We start from the raw sequence: 19912 nt of genomic DNA, 5'->3' as shown, positions 1-19912 counted from the left end.
GGGGCGCCGCGCGCACTTCGCCCGTTCACAGCTCCATCAGGAGGACCGCCGGCCGCCAGGGGACCGCTAGCCGCCGAAGGTGAGGGGCCCGTTGATGTCCCGCGCCATGACGACCGGGCCCTGGAACGTGCCTCCGCTGATCTCGTTGCGCACATCGCCCGCGCCGGTCCGGGCGTCGTGCCACTCCTCGGCCCGGCGGCGCCAGGATTCGAGGGCCTGGGCGAAGGCGGGGTCCTGCCGGGCCCGTTCCGCCAGCACCCCGGCGAGTTCCCTGGCCCGTTCCGCGTCGTCCGCCGCCGTGTCGAGGCCGGCCAACTCGTCCTCGCCACTCGGGCCCTGCCCGGCCGGCCGGCGCCTGACAAGGTCCCGCAGCGAGGCCCAGACCTGCTGGCCGGCGGCGCCCGCGGTGCCCCCGGCGAGGGCCATGAGCAGTTCAGGTGCGATCTGGTCCACGAGGGGCTCTCCCATCACTTCACTTCGGTGTGGTCTCGTAGCGGGCACTCTGGGCGTGGACGTCGTTCACGCCCTTCTGTGCCAGTTCCGCGTCATCGTCGGGCACCGTGACCCGCACCCACAACAGGAACGCGTGCTCCTCGCCCCACCGCACTTCTCAAGTCCCTGGTTTCCCAGGGAAGTTACTGCATACGCTGGGCCGAGGAGCACTCAGCGGTTCATGAGGGACGGGGGATGCCATGGACGACGACGTCCAGCCCATGCAAGTACGCAACCAGATCTGTGACGGGTACTACGGCGATGTCGTCATGGCGGGCAGCATCCGCGGTGACGTGCACTTCCACCAGGGCACGCGCGACGACTCGAGCGATCTCCGGAACCCGGTCATCGTGCGGGTGCGGCGGGGGCCCGGTTCGACCTTGGCGGACCTGGTGGTGGACGCCGACCCGCCACGGCCCATGGCACCCAGCGGCACGCTCTACATCGTCACGCTCCAGGCCCGGCCCACGACACGGGCGGTGATCCTGCGCGCCGCCAGGGTCGTCGTGGAGTCCCGCCGGCCTCCCCGGCCGGCCTGTCTCCAGCCCCGGATCGGCCGCGCGATCGTGCCCCGGTACTTCAAGACCGAGCTGGACGCCGACCCGCCACGACTGCACGCGCAGGGGGCGGACTTCCCGTTCTCCATCAGCGCCACGGACGTGGAGGAGTTCCACTTCGAGGCCGTCGTGCGCAACGACGAGGTCCGCTGGCGGATCGAACTCGACTGGGAGTGCGCGGAATACGAGGGAACCGTCGTCATCGACGACAACGGCAAGCCGTTCGAGGCGTATCCCGTGGCCGCGCTCTACTCCGAGGACCGCACTCCGTCCCCGCTCAACTCGGGCTGCGGCTGGGCGGGCCATGAACCCGACTGCCCGGCACTCCGCTTCGAAGCGCAACCGGTCCCGGCGATCGAGCCGCCTGCGCAGCCGGCCCCTTCCGACGACCTCTACCGTGCGGTGCTGGACCTGGACGCCGGCATGCGGGTGACCGATCCGGACGACCCGGCCTCCTGGGACGACTACCGCGCGCTCGCCACCCAGGTGCGGATGCTTCTCGGCCGACCGGACTTCACCGGCCACGAGTCCGAGCGGATCCGTGACCTTCTCGTACGGGTCGTGCGCTACTTCTATCTGTCGGGCCAGCATCAGGTCGGGGCGACCGTCGCGCGCCCGGCCCACCGCCGGTGGGCCGCCGACCTGGGCGAGGACCACCGCGACACCCTGGCCATGGCCAACAGGCTCGCCGGATGCGTCTTCGGCTCAGGGAAGCACCAGGAGGCCCGCGCCCTGTGGGAGGACACCCTCCCCCGGCTCGGCAGGACGCTGGGCGAATCGCACGCCGACACCCGGAACGTCGCCGGCAACCTGGCCGCGAGCCTCCAGTCGCTCGGCGAGTACGAACGGGCACGGGAGCTGATGCGGGACACCCTGGGGTTGAACAGGCAGTCGCTCGGCGACGACCACCCCGTCACCCTGCGCGCGGCCGGCAACCTCGCCATCAGCCATTTCCGGGCCCGGGAGTTCGAGGAGGCGCGGGCACTCCAGGAGGACTCGGTCGCGCGCTACCGGCGCACCCTGGGCGAGGACCATCCCGAGACCCTGCAAGAGACCGCGAACCTCGCCTTCACCCTCGACGAACTGGGCGAGACCCAGGCCGCGAAGGCCCTGGACGAGGACGTCTGGCAGCGCCGCCGACGGGTGCTGGGCGAGAACCACCCGCAGACCCTGGCGTCGAAGGCGCGGTGCCGCCGGTAAGGGCCCGGCGACCGGGAACGGCGAACGAAGGACATGTGCCGCGAGACCGGTCCCCCGGCTCGCGGCACATCACCTCTCACCCGCCCCGCAGGAATGTCCTGCGGGAATGCCCTGCGGGAATGCCCTGCGGGAATGTCCTACAGGAACGAGTTGATCTCGATCGTCTCGTCCCGGCCCGGACCCACGCCGATCGCGGAGATCGGCGCGCCGGACATCTCCTCCAGCGCCTTGACGTACGCCTGGGCGTTCTTCGGGAGGTCGGAGAAGGACTTGGCCTTGCTGATGTCCTCGCTCCAGCCCGGCAGCATCTCGTAGACCGGCTTCGCGTGGTGGAAGTCGCTCTGGGAGTACGGGAGCTCCTCGACGCGCTTGCCGTCGATCTCGTACGCCACGCAGACCGGGATCTGCTCCCAGCCGGTCAGGACGTCCAGCTTGGTGAGGAAGAAGTCGGTCAGGCCGTTCACGCGGGTCGCGTACCGGGCGATCACCGCGTCGAACCAGCCGCAGCGGCGGTCACGGCCGGTCGTCACACCCCGCTCGCCGCCGATGCGGCGCAGCGCCTCGCCGTCCTCGTCGAAGAGCTCGGTCGGGAAGGGACCCGAGCCGACGCGGGTGGTGTACGCCTTGAGGATGCCGATGACGCGGCTGATCTTCGTCGGGCCGACTCCGGCGCCGGTGCAGGCACCGCCCGCGGTCGGGTTGGAGGAGGTGACGAAGGGGTACGTGCCGTGATCGATGTCGAGGAGCGTGCCCTGGCCGCCCTCGAAGAGGACGACCTTGTCGGCCTCCAGGGCCTGGTTGAGGACCAGGACCGTGTCGGCGACGTACGGCTGGAGCTTGTCGGCGTAGCCCAGCAGCTCCTCGACCACCTGGTCGACGGCGATCGCGCGCCGGTTGTAGAGCTTGGTGAGGATCTGGTTCTTGGCGTCGAGGGCCGCCTCGACCTTCTGGGTCAGGATTGACTCGTCGTAGAGGTCCTGGACCCGGATGCCGACACGGTTGATCTTGTCCGCGTAGGTCGGCCCGATGCCGCGGCCGGTCGTCCCGATCTTCCGCTTCCCGAGGAAGCGTTCCGTCACCTTGTCCACCGTCACGTTGTACGGCGTGATGATGTGAGCGTTACCGCTGATCAGGAGCTTGGACGTGTCGACGCCGCGCTCGTTCAGCCCGTTCAGCTCGGAGAACAGGACCGACGGGTCGACGACGACACCGTTGCCGATGACCGGGGTGCACCCCGGGGACAGGATTCCGGAAGGGAGCAGGTGGAGGGCGTACTTCTGATCACCCACGACTACCGTGTGGCCGGCGTTGTTGCCGCCTTGGTAGCGCACCACATAGTCGACGGATCCGCCTAGCAGGTCCGTCGCCTTTCCCTTGCCTTCGTCACCCCACTGAGCACCGAGCAGCACAAGTGCGGGCACGCGCGTACACCCCTTCCGGGCGGGGCATGTCCAAGGTCAGGGGTGTACACGGAGGGTCTTGGCCGTGTACACCACGACAGGTCGCGACCGTCGTTGGCCGTGAACCGTCGGACCGGATGGCCCCGGAATAGACGAAGCCCCTGGCGCAATAGCGCAAGGGGCTCTTGCACAAAGATGCTACCCGAGGAAGCGAGGCATGGCCGAGGTGGCGACTTTCGCGATGTCCGATCAGCTGCTGGTGGTGATCGATCCGGCTGCCCGGCGGACGGACGGGGAGTCCGTCAGGATCGCGAAAGACGTGCTCAGCGCGGGTGCGGCGACGAAGGTGTGTCTGCCGGACGATCCGGACGAGTTCGCCCGCGCGCTGACCCGCAGGGGGTCGCGGCGGCCCGTGGTCATCGGTGACGACCGGGCGCTGATCCGTGCGGTGACCCTGCTGCACCGGCAGCGGGAGCTGGCCGAATGCGTGCTGTCGGTGGTGCCCGTCGGCGGTGCGCTGTCGCTGGCCGGATCCCTCGGGGTGCCGACGGGGGCGGTGGCGGCGGCCCGGGCCGTACTGGACGGCGTGGAGCGGCGCCTGGACCTGCTCGTGGACGACAGCGACGGCGTGGTGCTGGGCGGGCTGCGGATCCCGCCGATACGGGACCCCGCCGCGCCGGACGGGGCCACCGCGGTGGGGGCGGGTGCGGGGCGGCCCTGGTTGCGGACCTGCCAGTCGCTCGTACGGACGCTGGTGCCGGCCCGGGGCTCCTCCCCGGCCGCGTCCGGCCCGTCCCGGCTGCGCGTCGAGGTCGACGGGACGACCCTGGTGGACCTCGACCAGCCGGTGGAGGCGGTGTCGGTCGCGCCGGGCGCCGACGGGGCGGCCGAGGTGGAGGTACGCCCGCTCTCGGTGGGCGCCGAGGCCACGCCACTGCTGGCCGCGGGGCGGACCGTGACCGTGTCGGGGGCGCATTTCCGGTACCGGGCGGACACGGAGGTGTCGGGGCCGGTGCGGACGCGGACGTGGGTGGTCCGGGAGGGGGCTTGGGGGCTCACGGTGCCGGCGGCGGGGTGAGCGGTCAGGCCCCGTCGTCCTCTTCAGGGGCCGGCGGGCGTCCAGAACACGTGGACCGCACTTCGGTTGCCGGTCGTGCTGAACGCTCGTCGTGGTGCCGCGTGGACTCGACGGTCAGCCCTGCCCGAACGTCTGCTCCCGGTGCGCCCGCCACCGCTCCATCATGGCCGCGACCTCACCCTCGACGAACTCGAAGAAGGCGAGGGTCTCGGCCAGGCGGCGCCCTGCCGGGGTGTCCCCGCCGAGGCTGTTGACGCCCTCGCGCAGAGCCGCCTCCCACCGCTTGAGGACGGCTTCGCGGTTGGTCAGGGCCTCGTACCACTGCTCGCCGTGCACCCGGTAGCGCTCCCGGCGCGAACCGGGCTCCCGCTCGCGCGACACCATGTGCGTCTGGGCCAGGTAGCGCACCGCTCCGGAGACCGCCGCGGGGCTGATCCGGAGCTGTTCGCTCAGTTCGGCGGAGGTCAGCACACCTTCGTCGGAGGCGAGCAGCGCGGCGAAGACGCGGGCGGCCATGCGCTGCATCCCGGCCTCGACGAGCTGCGCCGCGAAGGCCTCCACGAATTTCGACACGGACTCCGCGTCCCGGCCGGCTCCGGCTGATTCCGTCATGCCCTCACTCTATGCGGACTTCATACGCTTCCTTAACTTCACAAATTTCTGAAAGAAGCGTACGTTCTGAAACATGACGAAGGCAATCACGGTCTCCGGACTGCACAAGTCGTTCGGCAGGACACACGCGCTCGACGGCCTCGACCTGGACGTCGAGACCGGCGAGGTCCACGGTTTCCTCGGCCCCAACGGCGCCGGAAAGTCCACCACCATCCGCGTCCTGCTCGGCCTGCTGCGCGCCGACTCGGGCGGCGCGCAGGTCCTCGGACGCGACCCCTGGACGGACGCGGTGGACGTGCACCGCCGTATCGCCTATGTGCCGGGGGACGTGACGCTGTGGCGGAACCTGTCCGGTGGCGAGGTCATCGACCTGTACGGCCGCCTGCGCGGGGGCCTCGACACACAGCGCCGCGCCGAGCTGATCGAGCGCTTCGAACTGGACCCCACCAAGAAGGGCCGCACGTACTCCAAGGGCAACCGCCAGAAGGTCGCCCTCGTCGCCGCGTTCGCCTCCGACGTCGACCTGCTGATCCTCGACGAACCGACCTCCGGCCTGGACCCGCTGATGGAGGAGGTCTTCCAGCGCTGCGTCGAGGAGGAGCGCGACCGGGGCCGCACGATCCTCCTTTCCTCCCACATCCTCAGCGAGGTCGAGGAGCTCTGCGACCGGGTCAGCATCATCCGCAGGGGCCGCACGGTCGAGAGCGGTTCGCTCGCCGACCTGCGCCACCTCACCCGGACGAGCGTCACGGCCGAACTCGCGGGCCCGCCCGACGGGTTGTCGCACCTTCCTGGGGTCCACGACCTCGTCATTCAGTCAATCGAGGGGGGTCAGGGCCGCCGCGTCCGTCTCCAGGTCGACACCGACAGACTCGACGCCGTACTGCGCTCGCTCAGCGAGTCCGGCGTACGGTCACTGACCTCGACGCCGCCGACCCTGGAGGAGCTGTTCCTGCGGCACTACCAGGCCGACGTGAGCGAGGTGGCTGCCCGATGACTGCCACGGCCTTCGAGGTACGCCCGAAAGGCTCACGCCAACTGGCGGGCACCGCGACCCTGTTGCGCTTCGCCCTGCGCCGCGACCGGGTGATGATCCCGGTCTGGGTGGCGGTGAACGCGCTGATGATCCTCTCCATGCCGAACACCCTGGAGAACCTCTACGCCACCCCCGCCGAACGCGCCGACCTGGTCCGGAACACGGCGGCCAACGCCTCCTTCCGCGCCCTGATCGGCCCGGTCTTCGACGACTCGATCGGCGCCCTGACGGCCTGGCGGGTCGGCGTGTACGCGGGCGCGCTCGCGGCCGTGCTGAGCATGCTCCTCGTCGTACGGCACACCCGGGACGAGGAGGAGAGCGGGCGCCAGGAGCTGGTGGCGTCCGGGATGGTCGGCCGCAGGGCCTCCCTGACGGCGGCACTGCTGACGGCGGCGGTCGCGAATGCCGTACTGGCGCTGCTGGTCACCGTCGGCCTCGCGGGCCAAGGCACCTCCGGGGCACTGGCCCTCGGGCTCGGCATCGCCGGCGTCGGCATGGTCTTCGCCACGCTGGCGGCGATCGTCGCCCAGTTCACGGAGAGCGCCCGGCTGGCGCGGGGGCTGACGGCGGGGCTGGTGGGCGCCGCGTTCGTGCTGCGCGCGGCGGGCGATTCGGCGAGCGATGACGGTTCCTCGGCGCTGACCTGGGTGTCGCCGCTCGGGTGGCTGGAGAACCTGCGGGCCTTCGCGGGCGAACGGTGGTGGGTGCTGCTGCTGTTCGTGGCGGCCGCCTTGGTGCAGGGCGTGGTGGCGTACGAACTCGCCGGGCGCCGGGACGTCGGCATGAGCTTCCTGCCCGCCCGTCCGGGCCCGGCGCTCGGCCGCCTCGGCACGGCGGGCGCGCTGGCCTGGCGGCTCCAGCGCGGCAGCGTACTCGGCTGGAGCATCGGCTTCTTCCTCACCGGGGTCGTCTACGGCGGGCTGACCGACGGGGTGGCCGACCTGGTCGGGGACAACGACGACGCCCGGGAGATCTTCGAGCGGATGGGCGGACAGTCCGGGATCACGGACGCGTTCCTGGCGTCGATGGTGGGGATGCTGGGCCTGATCGCCGCCTTGTACGTGGTGGCGTCGGTCCTGCGGCTGCACGGCGAGGAGACCTCCATGCGCGCGGAACCGATCCTCGCGAACGCGGTGGGGCGGCTGCGCTGGGCCGCGGGCCACCTGGTGATCGCCTTCGCCGGTGCCGCCCTGATCATGCTGCTGGCCGGGCTGGGCTTCGCCGTCGGTTACGGCCAGGAGGTGGGCCCGATCCTGGGCGCCTGCCTGGTCCAGCTGCCGGCCGTGTGGGTCGTGGGCGGGCTGGCGGTCCTGCTCCACGGGGTGGCGCCGCGGGCGGCGATGGGGGCGTGGGGGGTGGCGGGGGCGGTGTTGCTGATCGGCTGGGTCGGGCCCGCCCTCGATGCTCCGCGGGTGGTGCTGGACCTGTCCCCGTTCGGGCATCTGCCGAAGTTGCCGGGTGGGGGGATGGAGTGGGGCCCGGTGCTGGTGCTGCTGGGGGTGGCGGCTGTGCTGACGGTCGGGGGGCTGGTGGGCTTGCGGCGGCGGGATGTGACGACGTGACGGGTCGGTGGGGGTGGCTGAGCGGGTGACTCGCCCCGCCCCCTACCCGTCCCATCCCTTGAAGGGCTCCGCCCCTGATGGTGCCTACCCCAGCTCTACCCTCAGGCCCTCCAGCCCCCGGATCACGAAGTTCGGCTTGCGCTCCGGCTCCGCCGCCAACCGCAGGGTCGGGGCCTGTTGCAGCAGGGCCGTCATGGAGGCCGCCAGTTCGATGCGGGCCAGTGGGGCGCCGATGCAGTAGTGGATGCCGGCGCTGAAGGAGATGTGGGGGTTGTCCTTGCGGGTCAGGTCCAGGTGGCCGGGGTTCTGGAACACCTCCGGGTCATGGTTGGCGGAGCCGAAGAGCATGGCGATCTCCGCGCCGCGCGGGATCGTCGTGCCGTCGATCTCGATGTCGTCGAGGACCCAGCGTTCGAAGAGCTGGAGCGGGGTGTCGTAGCGCATCAGCTCCTCGATCGCCGCCGGGATCAGGGAGTGCTCGGCGCGCAGGGCGGCCAGCTGGCCGGGGTTGCGGAACAGGGCCCACCAGCCGTTGACCGTGGCGTTCACCGTGGCCTCGTGGCCGGCGTTCAGCAGGAGGACGGCCGTCGAGATCATCTCCTGCTCGGTCAGGCGGTCACCCTCGTCGTACGCCGCGATCAGGCCGGAGATCAGGTCGTCGCCCGGTTCCTTTCGGCGGGCCGCGATCAGCTCCAGCAGGTACTCCGAGAACTCCACCGACGCGCGGACCGCCTTCGTCGCCGTGTCCTCCGACGGGTTCAGCTCGTACATCCCGCAGATGTCCGCCGACCAGGGTCGCAGCTGCGCCCGGTCCGACTCGGGGATGCCCAGCATCTCGGCGATCACCGCGACCGGCAACGGCTCCGCGACGTCCGTCAGCAGGTCACCGCCGCCCGCCTCGACCAGGCCGGACACCAGCTCGCCCGCCAGTTCCCGCACATACGGCTTCAGCCGCTCCACCGTGCGCGGCGTGAACGCCTTCGACACCAGCCTCCGGATCCTGGTGTGGTCCGGCGGCTCCAGGTCGAGCATCCCGTGGTCGTTGAGGACATGGAACGGCTCGTGCTCCGCCGGGGGCGCCGTCCGCCCGAAGTCCTCGTGCGAGAAACGGTGCTGGTACGTCCGGCCCAGCCGACGGTCGCGCAGCAGCGCCGAGACGTCGGCGTGGTGCGGGACCAGCCACTGGTTCGTGGGCTCGAAGTAGTGCACACGGCCCCGGGCCCGCAGTTCGGCGTAGGCGGGGTACGGGTCGGCCAGGAACGCCGGGTCCCACGGGTCGAAAGCGAGGGCGGAGGGAGCTGCCATGTCCGGACGTTAGCCCGGCCGCCCCCTCCCTGACCAGGGGTGTCCGCTCAGCCCGGCGTGACCAACCGCGCCTCGTAGGCGAACACCGCCGCCTGCGTCCGGTCCCGCAGCCCCAGCTTCACCAGGATCCGGCTGACGTGGGTCTTGATCGTCGACTCGGCGACCACCAGCCGCTCGGCCATCTCCGCGTTCGACAGGCCCTGCGCGATCAGCACCAGCACCTCCGTCTCCCGCTCGGTCAGATCCCCGTACGCGGCGTGCGCGGAGGACATCAGGCGCGGGGAGTCGGACAGCTTCGAGAACTCCGTGATCAGCCGCCGGGTGACGGAGGGCGCGAGGAGGGCCTCGCCGGCCGCCACCACCCTGACCCCGTCGGCGAGCTGGCGTGCCGAGGCGTCCTTCAGCAGGAAGCCCGAGGCGCCCGCGCGCAGCGCCTGGTAGACGTACTCGTCGAGGTCGAAGGTGGTCAGCACCAGCACCTTGGACGTGGTGTCGGCCGCGACGATCTCCCGGGTCGCCTCGATGCCGTTCAGCTCCGGCATGCGGATGTCCATCAGCACGACGTCGGGGGCGAGTTCACGGACCCGGTCCACCGCCTGCCGTCCGTTGACCGCCTCGCCGACGACCTCGATGTCCGGCATCGCGTTCAGCAGGACCGAGAAGCCCTCGCGCACCATCATCTGGTCGTCCGCGATGAGCACACGGATGGTCATGATCCGTCCTCTGTCGTCATGGCGACCGGCAGGAACACGGCCACCTCGTAGCCGCCGTCCTCCGTCCGGCCCGCCGTCATCTCGCCGCCCAGCATGCTGACCCGCTCCCGCATCCCGGTGATGCCGTGCCCGGCACCCGGTGAGGGCTTCAGCAGGGCCGACACGGGCGGCGGGCCGTTGACTATGCGCAGGCCGAGGCCGCCGAGGACGTACCCGATCTCCACGCGAGCGCTCGCGCCGGGCGCGTGGCGCAGGCTGTTGCTGAGTGCCTCCTGCACGATCCGGTACGCCGACAGCTCCACGCCGGGCGGCAGTTCGCGCACCGCGCCGATCGTCGCCTTCTCGACGCTCAGTCCCGCGTCCCGCACGTTCGCCAGCAGCGCGTCCAGGTCGGCGAGGGTGGGCTGCGGGGCGTCCGGGGCCTCGTAGTCCTCGGCGCGGACGACGCCCAGGATGCGGCGCAGTTCGGTGAGCGCCGCCACCGCGTTCTCCCGGATGGTGGCGAAGGCCCGCTCCAGCTCCGGCGGCGGGTTCTCCACCCGGTAGGGGGCGGCCTCAGCCTGGATGGCGACGACCGACATGTGGTGGGCGACCACGTCGTGCAGCTCGCGCGCGATCGTGGTGCGCTCCTCCAGCAGGGTGCGCTTGGAGCGCTCCTGCGCGGTCACGGTCTGCTGGGCGGTGACCTCCTGCTTCGCCTCCCGGCGTATGTGCCACAGGGCTACGACGAGCAGGACCATCGCGGAGACGACCATCATGGGGCCGGTGTTCGTGCCGTAGTAGCCACCGCCGACACCGGCGTCCGCCAGGAGGCCGTACGCCCCCGTCACCCCCCACATCCATGCCGCCGTGCGGGGCCTGGTGCGAACGGCCACGACTGTCAGCACGGTCAGATGGCAGGCGAGGCTACCCGGCATCCACGGCCATTCGCCCGCGCCGCCGATCACCGCGACGACCGGGGTGGCGGCCATGGACAGCCAGAACGCTCCGACGGGCCGCGCCATGGTCAGCAGAATCGGGATCGCACAGAGCGGACCTACCAGCAGGGCCGGCCCACTGGTGTCGACACTGCCTATGAACAGGGCGAACAGTGCGGCCGTTGCGATCACGGCGTGCGGTGTCCAGGCCGCGTACTCCCGCAGACGGCCGGGCAGCCGGCGGGTCAGCGGACCGTCGACCCGCATGCGGGGCATCGGACGGTAGGCGAAGGCGTCGTGGAACAGGTCCTGCCGCAGCCCACGCAGGGCCTCGGCGGCCACCCGGAACTCCGGGCTGCGCGGCGGCTTGGCCCCGCCCCCCGGCGGCTGGGTCTGGATGTGAGTCGTCTCGGTCACGTACAGAACGGTAGGCGCAAGGCGGTGTCGCGGTCGTCCCCAGTGAGAGGGGTTCCCGCAGGTCCATCTCAGGTACTACGGGTATCGCCGCTGGTGACGCCGGACATGACGGCCCTGCCCGCGATCAGTGTCCCGACGGCCGCACCAGACCCGACTCGTACGCGAACACCGCCGCCTGCGTCCGGTCCCGCAGCCCCAGCTTCACCAGGATCCGGCCCACATGGGTCTTCACGGTCTGCTCGGCCACGACGAGCCGCTCGGCGATCTCCGCGTTCGACAGGCCCTGCGCGATCAGGGCGAGGACCTCCGTCTCGCGTTCGGTCAGGTCGCGGACGCGTTGCTTGAGCGGGGCCCGGGGCCGCTTGACCAGGCGGGAGAACTCGGCGATCAGCCGCCGGGTGATGCCCGGCGCGAGCAGCGCGTCGCCGGCCGCGACGACCCGTACCGCCTCGGCCAGCTGGTCGGCTGAGGCGTCCTTCAGCAGGAAGCCCGAGGCGCCCGCGTGCAGCGCCTCGTACACGTACTCGTCGAGGTCGAACGTGGTCAGCACCAGCACCTTGATCTGCGGTGTCTCCGCGGTGATGCGGCGGGTGGCCTCGATGCCGCCGAGTTCGGGCATGCGGATGTCCATCAGGACGACGTCGGGGGAGAGTTCGGCGACCTTCGCGATCGCGTCCAGGCCGTCGACCGCCTGGCCGATCACGTCGATGTCGGGCTTGGTGTTGAGCAGCACGGAGAATCCCTGCCGGACCATCTGCTGGTCGTCGGCGATGAGTACGCGGATGGGGCTGCTCGTCATGGGGTCGGTTCTCCTGTCAGGGATGGGCGGTCGGCGGGGTCTCGCCCCGCGGGAGGAAGGCCGAGACCGCGAAACCGCCCTGCTGGGTGGGGGCCGCGGTGAGGTGGCCACCGAGCATCGTCGCCCGCTCGCGCATGCCGAGCAGGCCGTGACCCGCGCCCGGGGAGGGGGACACGGTCTGCTGCGGGCGGGAGTTGACGACGCCCAGGTGCAGTCCGTGGAAGTCGTGGGATATCTCGACGCGCACCTCCGAGCCCGGTGCGTGCCGCAGGGCGTTGCTGAGCGCCTCCTGGATGATCCGGTACGCGGACAACTCCACTCCCGTGGGGTACTGGTGAACCTCACCCCTGATGTCGGTGACGACGTCCAGTCCGGCGCCACGGGTGTTCTCGATGAGGGCGTCGAGCCGGTCGAGGGTGGGCTGCGGGGTGTGCGGGGCCGTACCCGTGCCGGTCTCGTCGAGCGAGTCGGGGCCGTCAGGGTGCTCGGAGCGCAGGACGCCGAGCACCCGGCGCAGCTCCGTCAGCGCCTCCAGCGCGTTCTGGCGGATGCCCTCGAGGTTCTCCTTGAGTTCCTCGGGCGGATTCTCGACCAGGTGGGGGGCCACCTGCGCCTGGATGGAGATCACGGACATGTGGTGGGCGACCACGTCGTGCAGTTCGCGCGCGATGCGGCTGCGCTCCTCCAGCAGGGTGCGCCGGGCCCGCTCCTCGGCGGTGATCGTGGTCTGCCGGCCGAGTTCCGCACGGGCCTCCCGGCGACCGCGCAGTGCCATGCCGAGCACCACGACGACCGTGAACAGGGTGATCGCGAGAACTCCGGTGGGCTGGTAGTCGCGTGCCCCCCACAGCCCCTGGATGACGTAGGTGACGAGCCCGGTCAGGGCCAGCACCTCAAGGGACACCCGGGTGCGTACCCGCAGGGCGAGCAGCAGCAGCACGGCCATCTGACCGATGATCCCGGCCGCGGTCCAGGGCCAGACGAAGTCGTGCGCGCCACCGGCCAGCAGGTGGCGACGCACCTCGACGGCACCCGCCACCATGGCCGCCGTCGACAGCCACCACCCGGGGACGGGCCGCCACAGTGCGAGGACCACCGCGCCCCCCTGCACGAGCCCGATGAGGAAGGCGATCTGGGCACCCGCCCCGCCGTTGTCTCCCAGTTGTGCCACGGCGCCGAGGGTGACGCCGAACGCGACCAGGCACAGCACGCCGTGCGGCAGCCAACGCAGCCACACGGAGGGGGGCAGCGGGTCCGCCCTGAGGGTCCACAGGTCGTCGCGCAGCACCCGCGACCAGCGCCGTACTCGGCTCGCGACCACGTGCTGGGTCCCTGTCTCCGTCACATGGCCAACCCTAGGCATGGTGTCGTGCCTCCGTTCCACTCCCTTGAGCGGCCGGGCGGGATCGGACGACCTTGGACGGACGGCCGGTCGGGCGGCGAGGGCCCTGTTCGTACGAGCGGAACGTCGTCCAGCAAAGGGCCAGCACCAGGGCGAACAGAGGAAGCCAAGCCAGACGGGCCGCCGCCCAGCCCAGGTGGTCGGGAACGGTGTGCAGACCGGGGAGACGCCCCGCCGGCAGGAGCGTGGCGGTGGTCGCCATCAGGGCCGTCTGGTGCCAGAGGAAGACCGTCATCGCGGAGAGATTGAGCAGGGCCACCGCCGCCCAGGCCAGGGGGCGGCGCATCGCGCGGCGCAGGGGCTCGCGCAGGAGCAGTGCGAGGCCGCACTGGGCCAGGCCGAAGGTGACGGCGGCCAGCGTCGGCGGGTCGAGGTTGGAGATGCCCGCGCCGGGGACGCCGACCATCGACGCCGGGTAGCCCGCCCAGGCGACCAGCGCGGCCGTCGCCGCCGCGCCGCCCGTCAGCAGGATCCAGCCCGCGCGACGACGCTCCAGCTCACCCCGGGTCCAAGCGGCGCCCAGGGTGTACGGCACCAGCCAGCCGGCCGCCACGTTCACCCAGCCGAGCCAGGCGGGGGCACCCAGGCCGAATCGAAGGAGGTCCACATGGAGGACGACGGCCAGGGGCCACAAGGGGTTGAGGCGGAGGAGGAGGGGCGTGGCCGCCGTCAGCGCCGCGAAGACCAGGAGGAACCACAGGGGGGACAGGGCCAGTTTGGCCAGGGTGTGGATCGTGTCGACGTCCGTGCCCGACAGGAGCAGCAGAGTCGACACCACTGTCCACAGGGTGAGGACGGCCGCCACCGGCTTGAACAGACGGAGCAGCCGCGACCTCAGCCACTGTCCGTACGTCGTGCCGCGCGCCCGCGCCGAGGCATAGCCACGGGTCGCCACATGACCGCCGACCAGGAAGAACACGGCGAGGGTCTGGAAGACCCAGGAGATCGGGGCCAGCCAGGGCATGTGCCGGAGAGGGCTCGCGGTGTGCAGGACCGCTCCGCCGCCGTCCGCCACCAAGGCCGTGACCAGCCAGTGGCCCAGGACGACGCCGAGGATGGCGAAGGCGCGCAGGGCGTCGACGGCCCGGTCCCGGTTGGCCGGGGTGGCGGCATCGACCTGCTCGGCGCCCCGGCGTACGCCCTGCCATGTGCCCCGGAGGCGCGCTGCCACCGTCGACTCAGCCATGGGACACCTCCGGAGTCTCGCCCAGCACGATGCGGGTCAGGTTGGCCAGGGATGTCGAGCCCGGCCTGAAGTAGTCGCTGTGGCCGCCGTCGCCCGCCGCGAAGACCCGGGCGCCGAAGGCCGGCGATATCGGGTCGGTGCCGAAGCCGACGGTCGTGCCGAGCAGGTCGAGCCTGACGTGCGGGACCTCCCCCACCCAGTCGTCGCCGCCACGGGCGGCCCAGACGCGGGCCCGGGTGTGCAGGGCCACGGCGGTGTCCGCGCCGGTGCCGGGGCTCCCGACCAGGGCGATGTCGTCCACGTCGAGGTGCGAAGCGGCACGGCCGCAGACCACTGAGCCGTAGGAATGGCAGAGGAGGGAGAGGTGCGGCCGCTGGTTGGCCGACCCGCTCTGCTCGTCGGCCGTGGTGGCGGCCGTGGTGGCGCGCAGCTGCCGTATGAACTCCCGCAGCTTCGGGGCCGCCTCGTCCGCTCGGGCCGTGGTCGTGACCGTGGTACTCACCGTGGCCGGTGTTTCGTAGCCGAGCCAGGCCAGCACCGCGGTGCGGGTGCCCTGCGGCGCCTGCCGGGCGAGCCGCTCGTACAGGGCGCGGGCGGCGTCGCGGAAACGGTCGTACGTGTCGATGGAGGTGTCGGAGCCCGGCACCAGAACCGCGATGTGGTCGGCGTGCGCCAGGTCGCCGAAGACCTCCGTCGCAAGGCCCGGCCCACGGCCGTCGAAGGAGAGGAAATGACGGGACGGGTCGGCCATCTCGCGGTCCGCGGCGGCACGTTCCCGATCGCCGTGGGCCGCGGCCATACGGGACGCCTCGGCGGCGTTGGCGCGGTTGGCCGCGTAGGTCGCATCCAGCGTCGCCGCCGTCACCGGGGTGGCGAGGGCGGCCGGGGCCGGGGCGGGTATCTCCGGGCGGGCCGCGCCGGACAGCGGGACGACGACGGCACCGGTGATCAGGGTGGCGAGAAGGGCTCGGCGCAGTCTGTGGGCGCGGCGGGCCTTCCTCGGCCGGCTCGGCTCGTGCGCGTTACCCGGCGCATTCGCCTGGCCCAGCACATTCGCCTGGCCCGGCACACCCGCTTCGACTGCCCCCGTACAACGCCCCATGGTCGTCTTCCCTTCCACCCCGCCCGGCCATCGGGCTTGTCTGGATGGGAAATTACGGATCCGGCGTCGTCGTCCGCGTCACGCCAGGGAGCTCACCTGCGACGTAGCTCTCAGGTATTACGGGTATGCAGGGGGCGCCCCGCGCCTACCGCCTCGCCTCACGTCCCCTCCCCTCACCTCACCACGCCAACTGCGCGATCTCCTCCACCACCACCGCGCACGCGTCCGCCGCCGGGTCGATCAGCGGAAAGTGACCGACGTCCTCCAGCAGCGTCAGACCGACCACCTCCCCCGCCTTCGCCGCCGCGTCCGCGTACGACTCGGCGACCGCCTGCGGGACGACGTTGTCCGCGCGGCCCTGGACGAGCGTCGTCGCAATGCCCGTCGGGAGCAGGAGCGCCGGGTCGGCGTACGGTCGGCGCTCCGCGAACTCCACTCCACCGCCCAGGAGTTGGCGTGCCGCTCCCCCGCAGACGTCCAGCTTGTCGGCGACCGTGAAGTCGGCGATCGGGGCCAGGGCGACCACCCCGCGCAGCGGCGCCGGGCGGTCGGTGCGCCAGACGGCGCCGACGGGGAGGACATGGCGGGCCGCCGCCCAGAGGGCCAGGTGGCCGCCGGCCGAGTGGCCGGTGAGTACGGTCCGGCGCGGGTCGGCCTGCGGGAGCGTCTCCCGTACGAGCGCGGGCAGCGCGTCCAGCGCGGCAGCGATGTCGTCGAAGGTGTCCGGCCAGCGCCCGGCGACCGGACCGCCGCCCGCACTCGAAGCCGCCCCACCGTCCGTGCCGCCCGCCTCCACCGCGCGCTCCACGATCCCTGTGCCCTCTGCCCCTGTGACCTCTGCGCCCCGCCGATACTCCACATTGGCCACGGCGAACCCCCGCCGCGCCAGGAAGTCCGCGAACGGCGTGACATGCCGCCGGTCGTACGGCGCCCGCCACGCCCCGCCGTGCAGGACGACGACCAGCGGGACCTGCTCGCCCGGACCGGCCTCGCCGCGCGGTGCGTAGAAGTCGATCACCTGGTCGGGGTGGTCGCCGTAGGAGGCGATGGCGTCGGGGTCGACGGGCGGGTGCGAGAAGGCGGACTCCTCTTCGGCGGCGGCCCGGGCTGCTGCGACGTCGTCCGGCATGCTCCAACCTCTCAGCGAAGAAACGGTTTTGGACGAAAGCGGGGGTGGCGGACCAGGTGGGAATTCGGCCGTTGGCGGGGACGGTATCAGGCGGGTGACGTGCGTGGACACGCGGATGTCACGCTGGGTGAGGGATAAACGGTTCCACTGTTCCGTTACGCTGGAAGCTGCACATCAGGGGCACATCGCACCCGCCCCCACATGCGCCAAGGAGGCCGATATGTCCGCCGAACCCGGCACCGTACGTCCCGGAGGGCGTACCGCGCGTGTCCGTGCGGCCGTGCTGCGGGCGGCCGGTGACGTCCTGGTGGAGCAGGGTTTCGACGGCCTCGACCTCGCGGACGTCGCCCGCCGCGCCGAGGTCGGCAAGACGACCGTCTACCGGCGCTGGGGCTCGGTGACCGCACTGGTGGCCGACCTGCTCGCCGACATGGCCGAGCAGTCCCTGCCACGCGAGGAGACCGGGTCCGTGCTGGGGGACCTGCGGGCCAACGCCGCACTGGTGCAACGGACGTTGGCCGACCCCCGGCAGGGCGCGCTGTTCCGCGCCGTCATCGCCGCGGCGACGTGCGACGAACGTACGGCGCAGGCGCTGCGCCGGTTCTACGAGGTGCGGGTGGCGGAGTGGGCGCCCTGCGTGGAACAGGGCGTGACGAGAGGGGAGTTGCCCGAAGGGACGGACGCCGACGCCGTCGTACGGGCGGTGTCGGCGCCCCTCTACTACCAGTTGCTGACGACCGGGGCGACCCCCGACGCCCCCGCCGCGGAGCGCGCCGCGCGGGCCGCGCATGCGGCAGCCGTGGCGGGGGTGTACCTCGGTTAGGAGCGCCGGGTCGTGCCGCCGGCGCCCACCGAACGCGCCCACTGGATGCCCCCATCGGATGCGCCCACCGGACGCCGCCCCCTGAATGCGGGCTACAGCACCTGCGCCAGCACCCGCGCCGCCCGCTCCACGTCCGCGAACCCGACGTACAACGGCGTGAAACCGAAACGCAGCACGTCAGGATGGCGGAAGTCGCCCACCACACCCCGTTCGATGAGCGCCTTCATGACATCCCCGGCGCCCTCGCACCGCAGCGCCACCTGGCTGCCGCGCTCCCCGTGCGCCACCGGAGTCACCGACTCCACGCGCCCCTCGGGCACATATGCCGCGACGCACTCCAGGAAGAAGTCCGTCAGCGCGAGCGACTTGGCCCGCACCGCCTCGATCGACACGCCCTCCCAGACCTCCAGCGCGGCCTCGAGGGCGAGCATGGAGAGGATGTCCGGCGTGCCGACGCGACCGCGCAGCGCGCCCGCCGCCGGCGTGAAGTCGCCGCGCATGCCGAAGGGGTCGGCGTGCGAGTTCCAGCCGGGGAGCGGGGAGTCGAAGCGGTCCTGAAGGTCCTCGCGTACGTACAGGTACGCCGGTGAACCCGGCCCGCCGTTCAGGTACTTGTACGTGCAGCCGACCGCCAGGTCGACCCCGTGCTCGTCCAGCCCCACCGGCAGGGCGCCCGCGCTGTGGCAGAGGTCCCAGACGGCGTACGCCCCCGCCGCGTGCACGGCGGCGGTGAGGGACGGCAGGTCGTGCAGTCGGCCGGTGCGGTAGTCGACGTGGTTCAGCAGGACGGCGGCCGTACGGTCGCTCAGCGCGCCCGGTACCTCCGCGGGCGTCACGGGCCGTAGCGTACGGCCGGTCATCCGCGCCGCCGACTCGGCGATGTACCCGTCAGTGGGGAAGGTGGTCGCGTCGACGAGGATCTCGTCGCGGTCCTCTCCGGCGATGCGCACGGCTGCCACAAGTGCCTTGAAAACATTGACACTTGTCGAGTCGCCCACCACGATCCGGCCCGGCGCCGCCCCGACCATCGGAGCGATCCGGTCGCCGATCCGCTCGGGCGCGGTCCACCAGCCGCTCTCGTCCCAGGAGCGGATGCGCAGCTCGCCCCACTGCCTGCGTACGACGTCGTCGACACGGCCGGGGACGTTCACGGGGAGGGCGCCCAGGGAGTTTCCGTCGAGGTAGACCACCTCGTCGTCGAGCACGAACTGCTTGCGGGCCCCGGCCAGTTCGTCGGCCGCGTCCAGCGCGTCCGCCTTGGACACGAGCTCAGACATGAGACCTCGCCGTCCACAGCTCCGGGAACACGTTCTTCCGCGCGCGCTTCTCCAGCCAGGCCACTCCGGCCGAGCCGCCCGTGCCGGCCTTGGCGCCCATCGCGCGCCGGGTGGCGACCAGGTGGTCGTTGCGCCAGCGCCACACCAGTTCGGCGACGTCGGTCAACGCCTCGCCCAGGCGGGCGAGTTCGGCGTTCTGGTCACCGGAGTAGATGTCGGTCCAGACGGCCTCCACCGCGTCCGACGGCTCGTAGCGCTGCGACACGTCGCGCTTCAGCACACTCTCCGGGATCGGGCGGCCGCGGCGCGCGAGGAAGCGCAGTACCTCGTCGTAGAGGCTCGGCTCGTGCAGGGCCTTCTCCAGTTCCGCGTGGACGCGCGGGGCGCCGCGGTGCGGGACCAGCATGGACGCGGACTTCTCGGCGAGCAGGAACTCCATCCGGCGGTACATCGCCGACTGGAAGCCGGAGCCCTCACCGAGGGCGCTGCGGTACGCGTTGAACTGGGCCGGCGTGAGCTGGCCGAGCGGCTTCCAGGAGGCGTTCAGGGCGTCCAGTTCTCGTACGGAACGCTTCAGGGCGTCGATCGCCACGCCCGGCCGGTCCTCGCGCAGGGCGCGGGCCGCGGTCTCCCACTCGTGGACGATGACCGTGAACCACAGCTCCATGACCTGGGTCGTGACCAGGAAGACCATCTCTCCGGGGTCGTCGGAGAGGGTGTGCTGGAGGTGGGTGAGCACGTCCGCCTTGACGTAGTCCTCGTACGGCGTCGTACCCGCGAAGTCGAGATTCGGGGTCTCGGGCTCCTGAGTCTCCGTCGACGTCTCCACGGACGTCTCCACGGGCTTGTGAGCCTGCTGGGACATTGCTGTCTCCTGTGTAACTCCGGGTAGCGGTCCGCCCTGC

At 71.6% G+C, this 19912-nt stretch carries 19 protein-coding genes; 5 read left to right on the top strand and 14 right to left on the bottom strand.

From position 1 onward, the window contains the following. Positions 1–66: 66 nt before the first annotated feature. On the bottom strand, positions 67–453 hold the full coding sequence (locus ABIE67_RS25640) for a hypothetical protein (protein ID WP_370261718.1): 387 nt from the start codon (positions 451–453) through the stop codon (positions 67–69). A 19-nt stretch (positions 454–472) separates the two neighbouring features. Next, entirely contained in the window at positions 473–607 is a 135-nt protein-coding gene (locus ABIE67_RS25635; protein WP_370261714.1) for a hypothetical protein, read from the bottom strand. 85 nt (positions 608–692) lie between these two features. Here ABIE67_RS25635 and ABIE67_RS25630 point away from each other — a divergent pair, with 85 nt between their 5' ends. After that, entirely contained in the window at positions 693–2249 is a 1557-nt protein-coding gene (locus tag ABIE67_RS25630) for a tetratricopeptide repeat protein (protein WP_370261711.1), read from the top strand. A 137-nt stretch (positions 2250–2386) separates the two neighbouring features. Here ABIE67_RS25630 and ABIE67_RS25625 read toward each other — a convergent pair whose 3' ends face one another. Further along, positions 2387–3670: an adenylosuccinate synthase gene (locus ABIE67_RS25625; RefSeq protein ID WP_370261707.1), complete on the bottom strand. Its 1284-nt coding sequence runs from the start codon at positions 3668–3670 to the stop codon at positions 2387–2389. Positions 3671–3866: 196 nt separating this feature from the next. On the opposite strand from ABIE67_RS25625, the gene ABIE67_RS25620 reads away from it, so the two are divergent. Continuing rightward, complete coding sequence (locus tag ABIE67_RS25620) at positions 3867–4727, top strand: diacylglycerol kinase (protein WP_370261704.1); 861 nt, start codon at positions 3867–3869, stop codon at positions 4725–4727. Positions 4728–4841: 114 nt separating this feature from the next. Here the strand turns inward: ABIE67_RS25620 and ABIE67_RS25615 are convergent, their stop codons facing one another. Then, positions 4842–5339 carry a GbsR/MarR family transcriptional regulator gene (locus ABIE67_RS25615; RefSeq protein ID WP_370261702.1) on the bottom strand — a complete coding sequence of 166 codons (498 nt, stop codon included), beginning with the start codon at positions 5337–5339 and terminating at the stop codon, positions 4842–4844. Between the two features lie 73 nt (positions 5340–5412). Here ABIE67_RS25615 and ABIE67_RS25610 point away from each other — a divergent pair, with 73 nt between their 5' ends. After that, complete coding sequence (locus tag ABIE67_RS25610) at positions 5413–6336, top strand: ATP-binding cassette domain-containing protein (protein WP_370261696.1); 924 nt, start codon at positions 5413–5415, stop codon at positions 6334–6336. Further along, positions 6333–7937, top strand: a complete 1605-nt coding sequence (locus tag ABIE67_RS25605) for an ABC transporter permease (protein WP_370261693.1) — start codon at positions 6333–6335, stop codon at positions 7935–7937. The genes ABIE67_RS25610 and ABIE67_RS25605 overlap by 4 nt, the downstream gene beginning before the upstream one ends. An 84-nt stretch (positions 7938–8021) precedes the next feature. Here the strand turns inward: ABIE67_RS25605 and ABIE67_RS25600 are convergent, their stop codons facing one another. The 8 genes from ABIE67_RS25600 to ABIE67_RS25565 form a co-directional block, all read right to left on the bottom strand. Next, the gene (locus ABIE67_RS25600) at positions 8022–9242 is read right to left on the bottom strand and encodes a cytochrome P450 (protein WP_370261691.1); all 1221 of its coding nucleotides are present in this window, start codon (positions 9240–9242) and stop codon (positions 8022–8024) included. Between the two features lie 47 nt (positions 9243–9289). Next, positions 9290–9955: a response regulator gene (locus ABIE67_RS25595; protein ID WP_370261689.1), complete on the bottom strand. Its 666-nt coding sequence runs from the start codon at positions 9953–9955 to the stop codon at positions 9290–9292. Further along, positions 9952–11289, bottom strand: coding sequence for a sensor histidine kinase (locus tag ABIE67_RS25590; RefSeq protein WP_370261687.1), 1338 nt, complete (start codon positions 11287–11289; stop codon positions 9952–9954). Before ABIE67_RS25590 ends, ABIE67_RS25595 begins: the two co-directional genes overlap by 4 nt. A 124-nt stretch (positions 11290–11413) precedes the next feature. Further along, entirely contained in the window at positions 11414–12088 is a 675-nt protein-coding gene (locus tag ABIE67_RS25585; RefSeq protein ID WP_370261681.1) for a response regulator, read from the bottom strand. 16 nt (positions 12089–12104) lie between these two features. Next, the gene (locus ABIE67_RS25580; protein WP_370261679.1) at positions 12105–13451 is read right to left on the bottom strand and encodes a sensor histidine kinase; all 1347 of its coding nucleotides are present in this window, start codon (positions 13449–13451) and stop codon (positions 12105–12107) included. After that, positions 13444–14676, bottom strand: coding sequence for an acyltransferase (locus tag ABIE67_RS25575; RefSeq protein ID WP_370261677.1), 1233 nt, complete (start codon positions 14674–14676; stop codon positions 13444–13446). The genes ABIE67_RS25580 and ABIE67_RS25575 overlap by 8 nt, the downstream gene beginning before the upstream one ends. Further along, positions 14669–15778: an alpha/beta hydrolase gene (locus ABIE67_RS25570; RefSeq protein ID WP_370261675.1), complete on the bottom strand. Its 1110-nt coding sequence runs from the start codon at positions 15776–15778 to the stop codon at positions 14669–14671. The genes ABIE67_RS25575 and ABIE67_RS25570 overlap by 8 nt, the downstream gene beginning before the upstream one ends. A gap of 178 nt (positions 15779–15956) precedes the next feature. Next, complete coding sequence (locus ABIE67_RS25565) at positions 15957–16907, bottom strand: alpha/beta hydrolase (protein WP_370261670.1); 951 nt, start codon at positions 16905–16907, stop codon at positions 15957–15959. A gap of 220 nt (positions 16908–17127) precedes the next feature. On the opposite strand from ABIE67_RS25565, the gene ABIE67_RS25560 reads away from it, so the two are divergent. After that, complete coding sequence (locus ABIE67_RS25560) at positions 17128–17730, top strand: TetR/AcrR family transcriptional regulator (RefSeq protein WP_370261668.1); 603 nt, start codon at positions 17128–17130, stop codon at positions 17728–17730. Positions 17731–17822: 92 nt separating this feature from the next. Here the strand turns inward: ABIE67_RS25560 and kynU are convergent, their stop codons facing one another. Together kynU and ABIE67_RS25550 are read right to left on the bottom strand one after the other, a co-directional pair. Continuing rightward, the gene (kynU, locus tag ABIE67_RS25555) at positions 17823–19007 is read right to left on the bottom strand and encodes a kynureninase (protein WP_370261666.1); all 1185 of its coding nucleotides are present in this window, start codon (positions 19005–19007) and stop codon (positions 17823–17825) included. After that, the gene (locus ABIE67_RS25550) at positions 19000–19872 is read right to left on the bottom strand and encodes a tryptophan 2,3-dioxygenase family protein (RefSeq protein WP_370261664.1); all 873 of its coding nucleotides are present in this window, start codon (positions 19870–19872) and stop codon (positions 19000–19002) included. Before ABIE67_RS25550 ends, kynU begins: the two co-directional genes overlap by 8 nt. Positions 19873–19912: the final 40 nt, after the last annotated feature.

The organism is Streptomyces sp. V4I8, assembly GCF_041261225.1.
Lineage (GTDB): Bacteria > Actinomycetota > Actinomycetes > Streptomycetales > Streptomycetaceae > Streptomyces.
The sequence above is the reverse complement of the archived record's forward strand: the minus strand, read 5'-3'. Positions and strand labels throughout refer to the sequence as shown.